Origin of the sequence: Pseudomonas sp. NPDC087803 (assembly GCF_044742995.1) — a bacterium.
Classification (GTDB): Bacteria; Pseudomonadota; Gammaproteobacteria; order Pseudomonadales; family Pseudomonadaceae; genus Aquipseudomonas.
Genome location: NZ_JBIUVO010000020.1, coordinates 1 through 16,011, shown reverse-complemented (window position 1 = coordinate 16,011; position 16,011 = coordinate 1). Strand labels below are relative to the sequence as shown.

The window sequence follows — 16,011 nt, the reverse complement described above, 5'->3', positions numbered from 1 at the left end:
ATTCACGTATCCAGTTTGCCCGCGAGAAACTGCGTCATGCGCTGACGCATTGTCGCCCCTTCGTTGCCCAGACAGCCAATTGAAGAACCCGCCAGGCTGTCCTGCGCCAGATCAGCAGCGTCCCCCGCCAGCATCACCTGACAATCGAGGCTCAAGGCCAGACGGTTCAACCGTCGCGGCAAATCGGCTGTCGGAGCGTGATTGGAAAACAGCACCAGCGCCTGCGGCTTGACCCGCTCGCACACCAGCGCCAGTTCGTCGAATGGCTGGCCGGTGGTCAGCACCCGCACCCCGGCATCATTGCCACTGAGAAACAACGCTGCGACCAATAACTCCAGCTCTCGGCACTGACCGGCCAGCGCGCTGACGACCACCTTGCGCGGTTGCGTGCCGCGCATCACGATGATGCGTTGCAGGACCCGCGCCCGCAGGAAACCGTCGAAAAACAACCATTCGCTGGTCTGGCCAAAGGTGTCCTGGCGCTGCAGCATCTGCAGCCACAACGGCATGAGGATGTCCTGAAATACCACCGGCAGCGAGTACGACGAAAAAATCTGGTTGTAAGCCTGATCCAGCGCGCGATCGTCGAACGCACTGACGGCGACCTGTACCTGCTGCTGCCACTGCACGTAATCAGCCTGCACCAGATCATCGGAAATGATGTGAGCCAGCACTTTCAGCGGTTCGGTCTTGGCGAGGATCTTGCCGACCTTGCTTACGGCCACGCCGCGATCGATCCAGTCGACGATGCTGCGCACGCGCTCGATTTCGGTCATCGAATACAACCGATGCCCACTTTCGGTGCGCGTCGGTTGTATCAAACCGTAGCGGCGCTCCCAGGCACGCAAGGTCACGGGGTTGACGCCCGTCAATCGAGACACTTCACGAATGGGAAACAGCTCTTCACGCTCGAGCGCGACAGCGACCTGCGAGGCAGGGGAGGTGTCCGTCATGACAGGCATTGGGCGTTGAACGTCCTTTTTGGTTTTGGATCCCATTCTAACCCTGAAGCGCTGTCGGCGTTCAAGCGATGATCTGCGACGAAAGTCTCTGGTTTAAACATGAAAATCAGGAATAATCCTTGCTTGTTGAAAAGCGCAGGTCACTACCCCGACCTGCGTCTGGCGAAGTTCCTACCCGGAGCGACGCATTAGAAATGTGGAGATACACAATGTCTACTTCCCCCGTCACGCTGATGGTTGCCCGTCGCGTCGCCGATGGCCGTTATCAAGACCTGATCGCCTGGCTGCGCGAAGGTGAACAACTGGCTACCGACTTTCCCGGTTACCTGGGTTCCGGCGTGCTCGCTCCGCCGCCCGGTGACAACGAATTCCAGATCATTTTCCGCTTCGTCGACGAACAGACCCTGCACGCCTGGGAACATTCGGCCTCGCGCACCGCGTGGCTGGCCCGTGGCAGCGATCTGTTTGCGCACCCCAAAGAACACCGCGTCAGTGGCATCGAAGGCTGGTTCGGCGCCGTCGGCCAGCGGCCACCGCGCTGGAAACAGGCTGTGGCGATCTGGCTGGCATTCTTCCCGGTGTCGCTGCTGTTCAACTTTGCCCTCGGGCCGTTGCTCGGCGAGATGAGCCTGCTGCCACGGGTGTTGATCAGCACGGCGTGTCTGACGCCATTGATGGTGTATTTCTTTATTCCGTTGTCAACGCGGTTGCTGGGCAACTGGTTGAACAGTGTTCCAGCACCTCGACTGCCTGTTGAACCAGTGTCTCAAAACCGCTGAGAGTCCATGTGGGAGCGGGCTTGCTCGCGAAAGCGTCGTGTCAGTTGATGTATCCGTGCCTGGCACACCGCCTTCGCGAGCAAGCCCGGCTCCCACAAAAGCACAGCACCCGTCTTGCGATAGGTGGGCACCCCGCGTCACTGTTATAGTTTTTACTCTAACCGCGACGCGAGCCGTTCATGACCACTTCTTCCGCCCCGATCCTCATCACCGGTGCCGGCCAGCGTGTCGGTCTGCACTGCGCGCAGCGTTTGCTTGAGGACGGCCATCGAGTCATCTTCACCTACCGCAGCGAACGTCCCGGCGTGCAAGCCCTGCGGGATCTCGGCGCTATCGGAGTGTTTGCGGACTTTTCCAGCGAAGGCGCCATCCTCGCCTTCATCGACGAACTGAAAACTCATACCGACAGCCTGCGCGCCATCGTGCACAACGCCTCCGAGTGGCTGGCGGAAACCCCGGGCAGTGAAGGCGAAGCCTTCTCGCGCATGCTCAATGTGCACATGCTCGCGCCGTACCTGATCAATCTGCACTGCGCCGACCTGCTCAAGCGCTCGACCCCGGCCGACATCATCCACATCAGCGACGATGTCACGCGCAAGGGCAGCAGCAAACACATCGGTTATTGCGCCAGCAAGGCCGGGCTCGACAGCCTGACCCTGTCCTTCGCCGCGCGTTATGCACCGGCCATCAAGGTCAACGGCATCGCGCCGGCCCTGCTATTGTTCAATCCCGACGACGACGCGGCTTACCGTGCCAAGGCGCTGGCCAAATCCGCGCTGGGCATCGAACCCGGCAGCGAGGTGATCTACCAGAGCCTGCGCTATCTGCTCGACAATCCCTATGTCACCGGCACCACCCTGACCGTCAACGGCGGACGGCACGTCAAATAAGCTGCTGCGCGAGGCTCTCCCATGACCCGTTCCCTGCCCGAGAATTTCCGCGAGATCCTCATCGGCCTCGGCGAAGACCCCGACCGCGAAGGCCTGCTCGACACGCCGCTGCGCGCGGCCAAGGCCATGCAATACCTGTGTCACGGCTACCAGCAGAGTGTGGATGAGATCGTCAATGGCGCGCTGTTTGCCTCCGACAGCGACGAGATGATCATCGTCGCCGACATCGAGCTCTACTCGTTGTGCGAACATCACCTGCTGCCCTTCATCGGCAAGGCCCATGTGGCTTATATTCCGACAGGCAAGGTGCTGGGACTGTCGAAGATTGCGCGGCTGGTGGACATGTTCGCCCGGCGCCTGCAGATTCAGGAAAACCTCACCCGGCAGATTGCCGAAGCGGTGCAACAGGTCACCGATGCCGCCGGCGTCGCGGTGGTCATCGAGGCCCGGCACATGTGCATGATGATGCGCGGTGTCGAAAAACAGAATTCAACCATGAACACCTCGGTCATGCTCGGCGCCTTTCGCGACTCGAGCAACACCCGCCAGGAGTTCCTGCAATTGATTGGACGGAGCAAGTAAATGTCACAACTTCAACCGGGAATGGCGCGCATCCGGGTCAAGGATCTGCGCTTGCGCACCTTTATCGGGATCAACGAGGACGAGATCCTCAACAAGCAGGATGTGCTGATCAACCTCACCATCCTGTACGCGGCGCAGGAAGCAGTGCGCGACAACGACATCGATCACGCGCTGAACTACCGCACCATCACCAAGGCGATCATCGCCCATGTCGAGGGCAATCGGTTCGCGCTGCTCGAACGCCTGACCCAGGAACTGCTGGATCTGGTGATGACCCATGCTGCGGTGCTGTACGCCGAAGTCGAAGTCGACAAGCCGCACGCATTGCGTTTTGCCGAGTCGGTGTCGATTACGCTTGCAGCGAGCCGCTAGCTTCAAGCTTCAAGCGGCAAGCTGTAGACTTCGTATCAACGCCACCCATCTTGCAGCTTGAAGCTCGTCGCTTGAAGCTGTCTCGCAGAGACTCCCATGAACGAGCAACAACGCCTCGAACTCGAAGCCGCCGCCTTCCGCCGGCTGGTCGCCCATCTGGACAGCCGCAAGGATGTACAGAACATCGACCTGATGAACCTCGCCGGGTTCTGCCGCAACTGCCTGTCCAAGTGGTACAAAGCCGAAGCCGATGAGCGCCAGATCGAGGTCAGCCTCGATGACGCGCGCGAAGTGGTTTACGGCATGCCGTACGCCGAGTGGAAAGCCCAATACCAGCAAGAAGCCAGCGCCGAACAACAAGCGGCGTTCGTCAAAGGAAAAACCCATGAGTGATCTGAACACCCTGCGCGCCAGCCTCAAGAGCGGCGAACACGCTTTCGCCGACACCCTGGCCTTCATCGCCGCCGGTTACGACTACCAGCCTCAGGCGTTCACCAACGGCGGCGTGGAAAACGCCGCCGGGCAGAATGAAGGTTCGTGCAAGACCCTGGGTCTGGCACTGCTGGAAGGCCTGAGCGATGAAGAAGCGCTGCTGGCATTCGGCGAACATTACCGCTCGGTGGTAGCGACGCCTGAGGGCAGCGACCACGGCAATATCCGTGCGCTGATCAAGCACGGTCTGGCCGGCGTGAAATTCACCGCTCAGCCCCTGACACGTCGCTGATATCAGATCTAACACCATTCCCTGTGGGAGCGGGCTTGCTCGCGAAGGCGCCGTGCCAAGCGACTTTTCTTTGTCTGGCACAACGCTTTCGCGAGCAAGCCCGCTCCCACAGGGTTATGCGATGTAGCGGAAATACGGGCACAAAAAAACCGGCCGAAGCCGGTTTTTTTGTGCCTGCGATTTAGAACGAAGCGTTCTGCAGACCGTCCAGGTAACGCTCGGTGTCCAGTGCCGCCATGCAGCCGGCGCCGGCCGAGGTGATGGCCTGACGGTAAACGTGGTCAGCCACGTCACCGGCAGCAAAGATCCCTTCAACGCTGGTGGCAGTGGCGTTGCCGTCACGCCCGCCCTGCACCACCAGATAACCGTCTTTGAGGGTCAACTGGCCTTCGAACAGCGACGTGTTCGGGGTGTGGCCGATCGCGATGAACACGCCGTCGACCTTGATTTCGTCGAAGCTGCCATCGTTGTTCTTCAGGCGCGCACCGGTCACGCCCATGTTGTCGCCCAGCACTTCGTCGAGGTTGGCGTTCAACTTGAGGATAATCTTGCCTTCGGCCACACGGGCGTTGAGCTTGTCGATCAGGATCTTCTCGGCGCGGAAGGTTTCGCGACGGTGGATCAGGGTCACGGTGCTGGCGATGTTGGCCAGGTACAGTGCCTCTTCAACAGCGGTGTTGCCGCCGCCGACCACAGCAACCGGCTTGTTACGGTAGAAGAAACCGTCGCAGGTCGCACAGGCCGAAACGCCTTTGCCCATGAACGCTTCTTCCGATGGCAGACCCAGGTAGCGAGCGCTGGCACCGGTGGCGATGATCAGGGCGTCGCAGGTGTAGGTCGCGCTGTCGCCGGTCAGGGTGTATGGCTTGGCAGCGAAGTCCACGGCGTTGATGTGATCGAAAACGATCTCGGTTTCAAAACGCTCGGCGTGCTCGCGCATCCGCTCCATCAGCACCGGGCCGGTCAGGCCGTGTACATCGCCCGGCCAGTTGTCGACTTCGGTGGTGGTGGTCAGTTGACCGCCAGCCTGCATGCCGGTGATCAGCAGTGGCTTGAGGTTGGCGCGGGCGGCGTAGACCGCAGCGCTGTAACCGGCAGGGCCGGAACCGAGAATAATCACTCGCGAATGACGGACTTCAGACATGACCTGCTCCTGTTGACCGGGCCGAAAGACTGGCGCGGAACGCCGGACTGCCGGCGGGAATAAAAAAGGACTGTGGATAACCTTGGGGAAGGCATGAGCTCGACAGTCCTGTAAAAAGTTGGGTGCAGCGTATCGAGGGGGGCAAGATTAAGGAAATACGGTTTAACAATCCAGCTCATAGGTGGTCTCTATGCGCAGACTCCGACCCAACGGGCGTCTTTGTTACAGTGAATGTCGATCGCTCTGCCGCGCTTTCGCACGTAGTGCAAAGCCGGTAAGGTCGGCGCGTTTTCCCTTGCTCGGAGCACCTTATGCCCGCCCCTGTTCTGTCCGGCCCGCAATACCTGCGCGAAGGCCTCAAACTGGTTCTCAGCCCGGGCCTGCGCCTGTTCGTGTTGTTGCCGTTGGCGATCAACCTGGTGCTGTTCGTCGGATTGATCTATCTGGCCGGCCATCAGTTCAGCCTGTGGGTCGACAGCCTTATGCCATCGCTGCCCGACTGGCTGAGTTTCCTCAGTTATATCCTGTGGCCGCTGTTCGTGGTGCTGGTGGCGTTGATGGTGTTCTTCACCTTTACCATGCTCGCCAACGTCATTGCCGCACCGTTCAACGGCTTCCTCGCGGAAAAAGTCGAAGTGGTGGTACGCGGCACCGATGATTTCCCGGCCTTCAGCTGGGGTGAACTGATCGCGATGATCCCGCGCACCCTCGCCCGGGAAATGCGCAAACTCGGCTACTTCCTCCCCCGGGCAATCGGCCTGTTCATCCTCTCGTTCATCCCGGTAGTGAACATCGTCGCCGCGCCGCTGTGGCTGTTGTTCGGCGTGTGGATGATGGCGATCCAGTACATCGACTACCCGGCGGACAACCACAAACTGGGCTGGAACGAAATGCTCGCCTGGCTGCGGCAGAAGCGCTGGCAAAGTATGAGTTTTGGCGGGATCGTCTATCTGGCGCTGCTGATTCCGGTGGTCAACATCCTGATGATGCCGGCCGCCGTTGCGGGCGCGACGTTGTTCTGGGTGCGTGAGCGCGGAGCGGAGAATCTGGTTACACAGCACTAAGCCGGTAACAGACAGCCCGGTCACAAATCCATCATCCGAACGTCACAGGCACGACATGGCCTCAGCCGACACTGAGGTCATGACGACAGCTCTGCATATCACCCTGATCAGCGAAACCTTCCCACCGGAAATCAACGGCGTGGCCAATACCCTTGGCCGCTTGTGCGATGGCTTGCGCGCGCGCGGGCATCAGGTGGAACTGGTGCGGCCGCGCCAGGCAGGCGATCCGCAGCGTATCGAGGACGATGCCTTGCTGTTGTGTCGGGGCTGGCCGTTGCCGGGTTATCCCGGTCTGCAATGGGGCCAGTCGTCGATGCACAAGCTGCTGCGGCGCTGGAAGCGTCATCGTCCGGACGTTTTGTACATCGCCACCGAAGGCCCGCTCGGCTTGTCGGCATTGCGCGCGGCGCGGCGATTGGGGATCTCGGTGGTCAGCGGCTTTCACACCAATTTTCAGCAATACACCAACCAATACGGGCTGAGTTTGCTGACGCGCTTGCTCACCCATTATCTGCGCTGGTTTCACAACCGCTCGGCGATGACCCTGGTGCCCAGTTTCAGTCAGCGCCTGGAACTGGAGCGTCGGCATTTCGACCGTCTCGCCCTGCTCTCTCGAGGCGTGGACAGCCAGTTGTTTCACCCGGCCAAGCGCCTCAACGGCTTGCGCGAGCAATGGGGTTTGTCCGAGCAGGACATCGCGGTGATTCACGTTGGACGTCTGGCCCCGGAGAAGAACCTCGGCCTGCTCAAGCGCTGCTTCGACACCCTGTGCAGCACTTATCCACAGCGCAATCTGAAGCTGATTGTGGTCGGCGACGGACCGCAACGAATGGCGCTGGAAAAGGACATTCCGCAAGCGATCTTTTGTGGCTCACAACGCGGCGAAGCGCTGGCTGCACACTATGCGTCCGGCGATATCTTTCTGTTCCCGAGCATGACCGAAACCTTCGGCAACGTGGTGCTTGAAGCACTGGCCTCAGGGCTGGGGGTGGTGGCTTACGATCAGGCTGCGGCGGCGCAGCACATTCGTCACGGCTACAACGGCGTGTTGGCGATGCCGGGGGATGAGGAGGCGTTTTGCGATGCGGCGGCGTGGTTATTGGAAGAGGATGAGCGCTTGCGTTGCGTGCGGCTGAATGCGCGGCAGCATGCCAGTCGCCAGGGGTGGGCGGCGATCATCGAGCAGTTTGAAATGCATTTGCGTGGGGCGTGTGTAGGGGAGCAGGTGTTGCCGAATGCGCAGACATTGCCCTGAATCCTGGCTGACTTTGAAGCCGCCATCGCTGGCTTGCCAGCGATGCCGTCAGTGAGAGCGACGCTTAAACCAGCGTCATCAACGCCTCACGGCTGAACGGCAGAATGTCCTGCTCACGCCCTTCACGGACTTTCAGCGCCCAATCCGGATCAACCAGCAGCGCACGGCCTACCGCCACCAGATCGAACTCGTCGTTGTTCAGACGCTCCAGCAGTTTCTCCAGGCTCGCCGGTTGCGCGACCTTGTCGGTGTTGACCATGAACTGCAGGAACTCGCCGTCCAGGCCGACACTGCCCACGGTGATGGTCGGTTTGCCGGTCAGCTTGCGCGTCCAGCCCGCCAGGTTCAGTTCGGAACCGTCGAACTCAGGTTCCCAGAAACGTCGCGTCGAGCAGTGGAAAATGTCCACGCCGGCGTCGGACAGCGGTTTGAGGAATTCGCCCAGCGCCTCCGGAGTCTGCACCAGACGCGCGGTGTAATCCTGCTGCTTCCACTGCGAGAAACGGAAGATGATCGGGAAGCCTTCACCGACTGCCGCGCGCACCGCTTGAATCAATTCGATGGCGAAACGCGAGCGGTTGGCCAGGCTGCCGCCGTATTCGTCGGTGCGCTGGTTGCTGCCTTCCCAGAAGAACTGGTCGACCAGATAACCGTGGGCGCCGTGGATTTCCACGCCGTCCATGCCGATGCTTTTGGCATCTTTGGCGGCCTGGGCGAACGCGGCGATCACCTCCTGAATGTCCTGTTTGGTCATGCCGTGCACCACGACCTGACCCTCCTTGAGTTTTTCCGTCGGGCCGTAAGCCGGCACGCTGGCGTCCGGCTCGGTGCCGATGCGGCGCACGCTGCCGACATGCCACAGTTGCGGAACAATCTTGCCACCCTCGGCGTGCACCGCGTCGACGACTTTTTTCCAGCCGGCCAGTGGCGCTTCACCGAAGAACTGCGGCACGTTCGGATAACCGTTGGAAGCCTTGTGACCGACGGTGGTGCCTTCGGTGATGATCAGACCGACACCGGCCGCGGCGCGGCGACGGTAGTACTCGATGACTTTGGAATTGGGTACGCCACCCGGGGAAAACGAGCGGGTCATCGGCGCCATGACCACACGGGTCGGCAGTTCGAGGGCACCTAGGTGGAACGGTTTGAACAGGGCTTGCACCGGCATTGGAAGGCTCCACAGGGAATGACTTTATGACGGCGATAATATGGAGGGTTACAAGGCTTGAACAGCATTATTGATTTGGGTGATCAAGGATCAAAAGACACAAAGCAAAAGATCGCAGCCTTCGGCAGCTCCTACAGTCATTCGATTACTCGATTACGTGTAGGAGCTGCCGAAGACTGCGATCTTTTGATCTTGCTGTTTCAGCCCAGCGCTTTTTCAATCGCGTGCACGATCGTCGGATCATCCGGCGCCGTGCGCGGCGAGAATCGTGCCAGTACCCGGCCGTCCTTGCCGAGCAGAAACTTCTCGAAGTTCCAGGTGATATCCCCGGGAAACTCCGCGCCCTCGCCCGCCAGCAAGCGGTAGAGCTGATGACGATCGTGGCCGTTGACTTCAAGCTTGCTCGACAACGGAAACGTCACGCCATAGTTCAGGCTGCAGAAGTCCTGGATTTCCTGTTCGGTGCCTGGCTCCTGACCGGCAAACTGATTGCACGGCAGGCCCAGCACACTGAAGCCTTTGTCTTTGAATTGCTGATAGAGGTTTTCCAGTGCCGCGTACTGTGGGGTCAAGCCGCATTTGGAGGCGACGTTGACCACCAGCACGACTCGGCCCTTGAAAGGCGCCAGCGGTAGCTCCTGACCATCCAGGGCTGTCAACTTAAGGTCGTGAAAAGCACTCATGACGTACTCCAGGATTCCCGTGTTCTACTCGAAACAGCCACTTGGCGAGGCCACCAAGGACAGCCGCGGACTAAAAAGGCGCCCGCAGGCGCCTCTCCAGTACTCGAAGCTTAGCGCAGAAAATCAGTGGTGATGGCCACCTTCGCCATGGACGTGGCCATGAGCGACTTCTTCCTGGCTGGCGTCACGGATGGCAACGACCTTCACTTTGAAGTTCAGGCGCTGACCGGCCAACGGGTGGTTACCGTCAACGGTGACGTCGTCGCCGTCCAGGTCACGGATGGTCACGATCTGCATCTGGCCGTCCGGCGCCGAAGCGTGGAACTGCATACCGACTTCCAGCTCGTCAACGCCTTCGAACATGCTGCGGCTCAGGGTGCTGACCAGTTCAGCGGCGTATTCGCCGTAAGCGTCTTCCGGCTCAACGGACACTTCCAGCTCGTCACCAACAGCTTTGCCTTCCAGAGCTTTTTCCAGGCCCGGGATGATGTTGCCTGCGCCTTGCAGGTAGACCAGCGGAGCGCCGCCGGCGGAGCTGTCGATGACCTCACCAGCGTCGTTGGTCAGGGTATAGTCGATGGAGACAGCCTTATTGGCGGCGATCAGCATGGGGCGAGACCTTTTGCAGAAGAATATAGAAAGGCCAAGTTTAGCGAAGCAATCGCGCGAAAGCGAACACAACCCGGACAAACGGAATTCGACGATCACCGGCTTCCATCAGGATGAACACGGTCACTGGGTGGCCGAGCTTTCCTGTGGCCACACCCAGCACCTGCGTCACCAGCCGCCATGGCAATCGCGGGCCTGGGTTCTTGACCCGGCGCAACGTATTGAAAAAATAGGCCAACCCTTTGCCTGCGGTTGGTGCGCACAAGGCTCGGTTAGCGATAACCTTGGCGACTGAATTGCGGTAGGCGGTCACGTATAGATCGCCACCATTGCCATGCACCTTTAGAGAATCCGCATGCAAACTTTTTTTATCGCGCCCACCGATTTTGGCGTGGGTCTGACCTCCATCAGCCTCGGGCTGGTGCGCACCCTGGAGCGGGCCGGACTGAAAGTCGGCTTCTTCAAACCGATTGCCCAGCCGCATCCGGGCGATACCGGCCCCGAGCGTTCCACCGAACTGGTGGCGCGCACCCACGGCCTGAAACCGCCGCAGCCACTGGGCCTGGCCCATGTCGAGCGGATGCTCGGCGACGGTCAGCTCGATGAGTTGCTTGAAGAAATCATCGCCCTCTATCAGCAAGCGGCTATCGGCAAAGACGTGCTGGTAGTCGAAGGCATGGTGCCGACCCGCAGCGCCAGCTACGCCGCGCGGGTCAATTTGCACCTGGCCAAGAGCCTGGATGCCGAGGTGATTCTGGTCTCGGCACCGGAGAACGAAGTGCTCGCGGAACTCTCCGGCCGCGTCGAATTGCAGGCGCAATTGTTCGGCGGCCCGAAAGACCCGAAAGTCCTCGGCGTGATCCTCAACAAGGTCAAGACCGACGAGAGCATGGACGCCTTCGCCACGCGCCTCAAAGAACATTCGCCGTTGTTGCGCAGCGGTGATTTCCGCCTGCTCGGCTGTATCCCTTTCCAGCCCGAACTCAACGCGCCACGCACCCGCGACGTCGCCGACCTGATGGGCGCGCAGGTGCTCAACGCCGGCGATTACGAAACCCGGCGCATGAGCAAAATCATCATCTGCGCGCGCACCATGCGCAACACCGTGGAGCTGCTCAAGCCCGGCGTGCTGGTGGTGACCCCGGGCGACCGCGACGACATCATCCTCGCGGTCAGCCTCGCGGCGTTGAACGGCGTGCCGCTGGCCGGCCTGTTGCTGACCAGCGACACCTTGCCCGACCCACGCATCATGGATTTGTGCCGTGGCGCGTTGCAGGCCGGTCTGCCGGTGTTGTCGGTGAGCACCGGCTCCTACGACACCGCCAACCTGCTCAATGGTCTGAACAAGGAAATCCCCATTGATGACCGCGAGCGCGCGGAGATCATCACTGACTTCGTCGCCAGCCATCTCGACGCCAAGTGGTTGCATCAGCGCTGTGGCACGCCGCGGGAAATGCGCCTGTCACCCGCGGTATTCCGCTATCAACTGATTCAACGGGCGCAGTCGGCGAACAAACGCATCGTCCTGCCCGAAGGCAGCGAGCCGCTGACCGTGCAAGCGGCGGCGATCTGCCAGGAGCGCGGCATCGCCCGTTGCGTGTTGCTGGCCAAACCCGAAGACGTCGAAGCCGTGGCCCGTGCACAAGGTATCGAGTTGCCGCCGGGGCTGGAAATTCTCGACCCGGACCTGATCCGCGAGCGCTACATCGAGCCGATGGTCGCCCTGCGCAAAAGCAAAAGCCTCAACGCGCCGATGGCCGAACAGCAACTGGAAGACACCGTGGTGATCGGCACCATGATGCTCGCGCTGGATGAAGTCGACGGCCTGGTCTCGGGCGTGATCAATACCACCGCCAACACCATCCGCCCGGCCCTGCAACTGATCAAGACCGCACCGGGCTGCACGCTGGTGTCGTCAGTGTTCTTCATGCTGTTCCCCGAAGAAGTGCTGGTCTATGGCGACTGCGTGATGAACCCGCACCCGAGCGCCGTCGAACTGGCGGAGATCGCCCTGCAAAGCGCCGATTCCGCAGCGGCCTTCGGCATCTCCCCGCGCGTGGCGATGATCAGCTACTCCAGCGGCGAATCGGCCAGCGGCGAAGAAGTCGAGAAAGTCCGCGAAGCCACTCTGCTCGCCCACGAGCAACAGCACTCGCTGCTGATCGACGGACCGCTGCAATACGACGCTGCCGCCAACGCAGACGTCGCCCGGCAACTGGCGCCGAACAGCCAGGTGGCCGGTCGCGCCACGGTGTTCGTGTTCCCCGACCTGAACACCGGCAACACCACCCACAAAGCCGTGCAGCGCAGCGCCGACTGCGTCAGCCTCGGTCCGATGCTGCAAGGCCTGCGCAAACCGGTGAACGACCTGCCGCGCGGTGCGCAGGTCGACGACATCGTCTACACCATCGCCCTGACCGCGATTCAAGCCGCCAACCGACCTATGGATGTGTAAATGCTGGACTTCCTGCCCGCCCCGATTCGCGGCGTAATCGCCGCGCTGCTGTTGGCGCTCAATACGATTCTGCTGTGCTCGTTCCTGTTCTGCGTGGCGCTGATCAAAGTGCTGCCCTTCGACCTCGCCCGCCGCGCCTCACTGTGGCTGATGAGCCACACCCACGAAGCGTGGATCAGCAACAACAAAGGCTGGATGAACCTGGTGCGCCGCACCCGCTGGCACATCAGCGGCCTGCAAGGTCTGGACTACCAACACTCGTACCTGATCACCAGCAACCACCAGAGCTGGGTCGACATTCTGGTGCTGCAATACGTGCTCAACCGCCGTATTCAGCCGCTGAAGTTCTTCCTTAAGCAGGAGCTGATCTGGGTCCCGGTGATCGGTCTGGCCTGGTGGGCGCTGGGCTTCCCGTTCATGAAGCGCTACTCCAAGGCATACCTGGAAAAACACCCGGAAAAGAAAGGCAAAGACCTGGAAACCACGCGCAAGACCTGCGCGAAATTCCGCAACAATCCGGTGGGGATTTTCAACTTCGTCGAAGGTACGCGCTTCACCGAAGGCAAACATGCGCAACAGCAATCGCCATTCAAATACCTGCTCAAACCCAAGGCGGGTGGCATCGCCTTCGTGCTCGATGCGATGGGCGAACAGCTGGAGTCGATCGTCAACGTGACCATTCACTACCCGGGCGGCCGTCCGGGCTTCTGGGATCTGCTGTGCGGCAACGTGCGCGACGTGGTGGTGCACTTTGAAGAACTGAAAATCCCCCCGGCATTCATCGGCAAGAACTACGACCAGGACGGCGAATATCGCCTGCAATTCCAGGGCTGGATCAACCAGCTGTGGCAGGACAAAGATGCGCTGTTGGAACAGATGCACCGCGAATTCCCGAACCGGCACTAAACCTTGTGGGGGCCAGCCTGCCGGCGATTGCGGAGGGTCAGCAAGCATCACTGGTGAATGACACACCGCCATCGCTGGCAAGCCAGCTCCCACATTGGGATTGGTGCGTTCAGTTGGAGATTGGCCGGCTGTCAGGCCGCCATCGCTGGCAAGCTAGCTCCCACAAAATCAAGATCAAAAGATCGCAGCCTGCGGCAGCTCCTACAGGGTAGATAAGTACAACCCGCACGCGGCGCATGCCGCCCCACTCCAGGATGAGCGCAAGCTCGGCTGCAGCTCTTGATCTTGATCCACGGGCGACGTCGGCAGGCTGAGTGGAGGGATTGATCCGGGGGTGGGAGCGCAGCGACCGTTTGGCGCAGCCAAACACAGCGAGAGGAGGTGCAGCGAAGCAAACCGTAGGCGCTGCGCCCGGATAAATCCCGCAGCGAAGGGACCCCGAGCCCCAGCGAGCGGGCCGCACGCAGGAGCAAGCCTTTTTGGTTACTTTTTCGGCGTCTGGAAAAAGTGACCCGCCGTAAGGGCGGAACCCTAAGCCGCCGTTACCGCAGCAACGGATATACACCCAAAACCCCAAGAGCATGGTCGGCCCAAAGGCCGCCACCGCCGAAAACCAAATGCCTCCCCAATAAAAAAGCCCGCCGATGATCACTCATCCACGGGCTCTTCATTTCCGGCTAACGCTTAAATCGCACCACGCTGACGCAGCAGATCCAACACCTGCTTGACGCTTTCATCCAGCGACAACGACTGCGTGTCGATCACCAGATCAGCATTCAGCGGCACATCATACGGGAACGACTCACCCGGAATATTATCGCCACCGGCAGCATACAGACCCTGCGGATCACGCTCGGCACACACCGCTGGCGAAGCCTGCACATACACCGTCAGCAGACGTTCCTTGCCAATCAGATCCTTGGCCTGCTCGCGACCTTCCGCACTCGGCGCAACGAACGCCGCCAGGGTCAGCAGACCCGCCTCGTTGAACTGACGCGCCACATGCGCAGCACGACGCCAGTTCTCGGTGCGGCCAGCACGATCCTGCGGCAGCCCCTTGTTCAGATCATGACGCAGATTCTGACCATCGAGCACAAACACCGCACGGCCCATGTCGAACAGTTTGCGCTCGACCGCGTAAGCCAGCGTGCTCTTGCCCGCGCCCGACAGACCGCTGAACAACACGGTGGCCGGCTGCTGACCGAAACGCTGGGCACGTTCTTCAGTGGCAACATGGGCCAGTTTGCCGTGGTGCGAGGCCGTTCCGTGAGCCACTGGCTGCGCAACGATCATGCCGGCACCGACAGTGCCATTGGTCAAACGATCAATGACGATGAACGCGCCGGTGGTGCGGTTGCTGTCGTAACCGTCGAGGGCGATCGGCGCGTCGAGCGCGATTTTCACCTTGCCGATTTCGTTGAGCTGCAACGCGCTCGCCGGACCTTCTTCAAGGGTGTTGACGTCGACCTTGTTGACGATGCTGGCAATCGAGCCCGGCACATAACTGGTGGCGCGCTTGATGTCGTATTTCTTGCCCGGCAGCATCGGCTCTTCAGCCATCCACACCAGCATCGCTTCGAAGCTGTCGGTGACCGGCGGCACGTTGTCGGCATGCACCAGCAAGTCGCCACGGGAGATGTCGATTTCGTCTTCCATGGTCAGCGTCACCGCTTGACCCGGGCCGGCCTGCTCCAGCTCACCTTCGAAGGTGACGATGGATTTGACGCGACTGCTCTTGCCCGACGGCAGCACCACGACTTCGTCGCCCTTGTGCACGATGCCGCTGGCCAGTGTGCCGGCGAAACCACGGAAGTTCAGGTTCGGACGGTTGACGTACTGCACCGGGAAACGCAGGTCGGTGAAGTTGCGGTCGCCCGCCACTTCCACAGTCTCGAGGATTTCCATCAGCGACTGGCCTTTGTACCAAGGCGAGCGCTCGGACTTGTTGACCACGTTGTCGCCCTTGAGGGCAGACATCGGCACGAAGTGCATGCTGGTCGGCTTCATCTTCAAGCCTTCGGCGAACTTCAGGTAGTCGGCCTTGATCGACTCGAACACGCCTTCATCGAAGTCTTTCAAGTCCATCTTGTTGATGGCGACGACGATGTGCTTGATGCCGAGCAGCGAGGCAATGAAGCTGTGGCGACGGGTCTGGGTCTGCACGCCATAACGGGCGTCGACCAGGATGATCGCCAGGTCACAGGTGGACGCACCGGTGGCCATGTTGCGGGTGTACTGCTCATGGCCGGGGGTGTCGGCAATGATGAATTTGCGTTTGGCGGTGGAGAAATAGCGGTAGGCGACATCAATGGTAATGCCCTGCTCACGCTCGGCCTGCAGGCCGTCGACCAGCAATGCCAGGTCGATGTCGTCACCGGTGGTGCCGACTTTCTTCGAATCGCGGGTGATGGCTTCGAG

The 16,011-nt window shown here is 60.6% G+C and carries 17 protein-coding genes; 11 read left to right on the top strand and 6 right to left on the bottom strand.

The features are described from left to right. Positions 1-2 precede the first annotated feature (2 nt). Positions 3-962 (bottom strand): MerR family transcriptional regulator, encoded by a 960-nt coding sequence (locus ACIOUG_RS13370; RefSeq protein WP_401066151.1) that lies wholly within the window; start codon positions 960-962, stop codon positions 3-5. A 209-nt stretch (positions 963-1,171) separates the two neighbouring features. Here ACIOUG_RS13370 and ACIOUG_RS13365 point away from each other — a divergent pair, with 209 nt between their 5' ends. The 6 genes from ACIOUG_RS13365 to ACIOUG_RS13340 all read left to right on the top strand — a co-directional run bounded on the left by ACIOUG_RS13365 (position 1,172) and on the right by ACIOUG_RS13340 (position 4,309). Next, positions 1,172-1,741: an antibiotic biosynthesis monooxygenase gene (locus ACIOUG_RS13365; protein ID WP_401066149.1), complete on the top strand. Its 570-nt coding sequence runs from the start codon at positions 1,172-1,174 to the stop codon at positions 1,739-1,741. A 179-nt stretch (positions 1,742-1,920) separates the two neighbouring features. After that, on the top strand, positions 1,921-2,631 hold the full coding sequence (gene folM, locus ACIOUG_RS13360) for a dihydromonapterin reductase (RefSeq protein ID WP_401066146.1): 711 nt from the start codon (positions 1,921-1,923) through the stop codon (positions 2,629-2,631). 21 nt (positions 2,632-2,652) lie between these two features. Then, a complete protein-coding gene (gene folE, locus ACIOUG_RS13355) occupies positions 2,653-3,213 on the top strand; it encodes a GTP cyclohydrolase I FolE (RefSeq protein WP_401066143.1) in 561 nt (186 codons plus the stop codon). Continuing rightward, entirely contained in the window at positions 3,214-3,585 is a 372-nt protein-coding gene (gene folX / locus ACIOUG_RS13350) for a dihydroneopterin triphosphate 2'-epimerase (RefSeq protein ID WP_007968040.1), read from the top strand. It abuts the gene before it with no gap. A gap of 96 nt (positions 3,586-3,681) precedes the next feature. Then, positions 3,682-3,978, top strand: a complete 297-nt coding sequence (locus ACIOUG_RS13345; RefSeq protein WP_401066140.1) for a DUF1244 domain-containing protein — start codon at positions 3,682-3,684, stop codon at positions 3,976-3,978. Continuing rightward, positions 3,971-4,309 carry a HopJ type III effector protein gene (locus tag ACIOUG_RS13340; protein ID WP_401066138.1) on the top strand — a complete coding sequence of 113 codons (339 nt, stop codon included), beginning with the start codon at positions 3,971-3,973 and terminating at the stop codon, positions 4,307-4,309. Before ACIOUG_RS13345 ends, ACIOUG_RS13340 begins: the two co-directional genes overlap by 8 nt. A gap of 181 nt (positions 4,310-4,490) precedes the next feature. Here ACIOUG_RS13340 and trxB read toward each other — a convergent pair whose 3' ends face one another. After that, positions 4,491-5,453: a thioredoxin-disulfide reductase gene (gene trxB / locus ACIOUG_RS13335; RefSeq protein WP_202370158.1), complete on the bottom strand. Its 963-nt coding sequence runs from the start codon at positions 5,451-5,453 to the stop codon at positions 4,491-4,493. Positions 5,454-5,764: 311 nt separating this feature from the next. Here trxB and cysZ point away from each other — a divergent pair, with 311 nt between their 5' ends. Both cysZ and ACIOUG_RS13325 read left to right on the top strand, forming a co-directional pair. Beyond that, on the top strand, positions 5,765-6,517 hold the full coding sequence (cysZ, locus tag ACIOUG_RS13330) for a sulfate transporter CysZ (RefSeq protein ID WP_401066135.1): 753 nt from the start codon (positions 5,765-5,767) through the stop codon (positions 6,515-6,517). A gap of 55 nt (positions 6,518-6,572) precedes the next feature. Then, on the top strand, positions 6,573-7,772 hold the full coding sequence (locus tag ACIOUG_RS13325; protein WP_401066133.1) for a glycosyltransferase family 4 protein: 1,200 nt from the start codon (positions 6,573-6,575) through the stop codon (positions 7,770-7,772). Positions 7,773-7,836: 64 nt separating this feature from the next. Here the strand turns inward: ACIOUG_RS13325 and ACIOUG_RS13320 are convergent, their stop codons facing one another. From ACIOUG_RS13320 to ACIOUG_RS13310, 3 genes are all read right to left on the bottom strand, one after another. Continuing rightward, positions 7,837-8,940, bottom strand: a complete 1,104-nt coding sequence (locus tag ACIOUG_RS13320; protein ID WP_401066130.1) for an NADH:flavin oxidoreductase — start codon at positions 8,938-8,940, stop codon at positions 7,837-7,839. Between the two features lie 200 nt (positions 8,941-9,140). Continuing rightward, on the bottom strand, positions 9,141-9,623 hold the full coding sequence (locus ACIOUG_RS13315; protein ID WP_401066127.1) for a glutathione peroxidase: 483 nt from the start codon (positions 9,621-9,623) through the stop codon (positions 9,141-9,143). A gap of 123 nt (positions 9,624-9,746) precedes the next feature. After that, on the bottom strand, positions 9,747-10,232 hold the full coding sequence (locus ACIOUG_RS13310) for a peptidylprolyl isomerase (protein ID WP_007968032.1): 486 nt from the start codon (positions 10,230-10,232) through the stop codon (positions 9,747-9,749). On the opposite strand from ACIOUG_RS13310, the gene ACIOUG_RS13305 reads away from it, so the two are divergent. From ACIOUG_RS13305 to ACIOUG_RS13295, 3 genes are read left to right on the top strand one after another with little or no spacing between them, the layout of a single operon-like run. Continuing rightward, positions 10,201-10,527: a DUF3565 domain-containing protein gene (locus ACIOUG_RS13305; RefSeq protein WP_401066124.1), complete on the top strand. Its 327-nt coding sequence runs from the start codon at positions 10,201-10,203 to the stop codon at positions 10,525-10,527. The genes ACIOUG_RS13310 and ACIOUG_RS13305 overlap by 32 nt on opposite strands. 60 nt (positions 10,528-10,587) lie before the next feature. Next, positions 10,588-12,687, top strand: a complete 2,100-nt coding sequence (pta, locus tag ACIOUG_RS13300) for a phosphate acetyltransferase (RefSeq protein ID WP_401066121.1) — start codon at positions 10,588-10,590, stop codon at positions 12,685-12,687. Continuing rightward, the gene (locus ACIOUG_RS13295; RefSeq protein WP_401066119.1) at positions 12,688-13,593 is read left to right on the top strand and encodes an acyltransferase; all 906 of its coding nucleotides are present in this window, start codon (positions 12,688-12,690) and stop codon (positions 13,591-13,593) included. A gap of 684 nt (positions 13,594-14,277) precedes the next feature. Here the strand turns inward: ACIOUG_RS13295 and cysN are convergent. Beyond that, a partial coding sequence (cysN, locus tag ACIOUG_RS13290) for a sulfate adenylyltransferase subunit CysN (RefSeq protein ID WP_401066116.1) occupies positions 14,278-16,011 on the bottom strand: 1,734 nt, incomplete at its 5' end.

Excerpts from the sequence above, each read along its gene's own strand:
- ACIOUG_RS13370 (WP_401066151.1), bottom strand. The coding sequence starts at position 962 with ATGCCTGTCATGACGGACACCTCCCCTGCCTCGCAGGTCGCTGTCGCG.
- ACIOUG_RS13365 (WP_401066149.1), top strand. The coding sequence starts at position 1,172 with ATGTCTACTTCCCCCGTCACGCTGATGGTTGCCCGTCGCGTCGCCGAT.
- folM (WP_401066146.1), top strand. The coding sequence starts at position 1,921 with ATGACCACTTCTTCCGCCCCGATCCTCATCACCGGTGCCGGCCAGCGT.
- folE (WP_401066143.1), top strand. The coding sequence starts at position 2,653 with ATGACCCGTTCCCTGCCCGAGAATTTCCGCGAGATCCTCATCGGCCTC.
- folX (WP_007968040.1), top strand. The coding sequence starts at position 3,214 with ATGTCACAACTTCAACCGGGAATGGCGCGCATCCGGGTCAAGGATCTG.
- ACIOUG_RS13345 (WP_401066140.1), top strand. The coding sequence starts at position 3,682 with ATGAACGAGCAACAACGCCTCGAACTCGAAGCCGCCGCCTTCCGCCGG.
- ACIOUG_RS13340 (WP_401066138.1), top strand. The coding sequence starts at position 3,971 with ATGAGTGATCTGAACACCCTGCGCGCCAGCCTCAAGAGCGGCGAACAC.
- trxB (WP_202370158.1), bottom strand. The coding sequence starts at position 5,453 with ATGTCTGAAGTCCGTCATTCGCGAGTGATTATTCTCGGTTCCGGCCCT.
- cysZ (WP_401066135.1), top strand. The coding sequence starts at position 5,765 with ATGCCCGCCCCTGTTCTGTCCGGCCCGCAATACCTGCGCGAAGGCCTC.
- ACIOUG_RS13325 (WP_401066133.1), top strand. The coding sequence starts at position 6,573 with ATGGCCTCAGCCGACACTGAGGTCATGACGACAGCTCTGCATATCACC.
- ACIOUG_RS13320 (WP_401066130.1), bottom strand. The coding sequence starts at position 8,940 with ATGCCGGTGCAAGCCCTGTTCAAACCGTTCCACCTAGGTGCCCTCGAA.
- ACIOUG_RS13315 (WP_401066127.1), bottom strand. The coding sequence starts at position 9,623 with ATGAGTGCTTTTCACGACCTTAAGTTGACAGCCCTGGATGGTCAGGAG.
- ACIOUG_RS13305 (WP_401066124.1), top strand. The coding sequence starts at position 10,201 with ATGGAGACAGCCTTATTGGCGGCGATCAGCATGGGGCGAGACCTTTTG.
- ACIOUG_RS13310 (WP_007968032.1), bottom strand. The coding sequence starts at position 10,232 with ATGCTGATCGCCGCCAATAAGGCTGTCTCCATCGACTATACCCTGACC.
- pta (WP_401066121.1), top strand. The coding sequence starts at position 10,588 with ATGCAAACTTTTTTTATCGCGCCCACCGATTTTGGCGTGGGTCTGACC.
- ACIOUG_RS13295 (WP_401066119.1), top strand. The coding sequence starts at position 12,688 with ATGCTGGACTTCCTGCCCGCCCCGATTCGCGGCGTAATCGCCGCGCTG.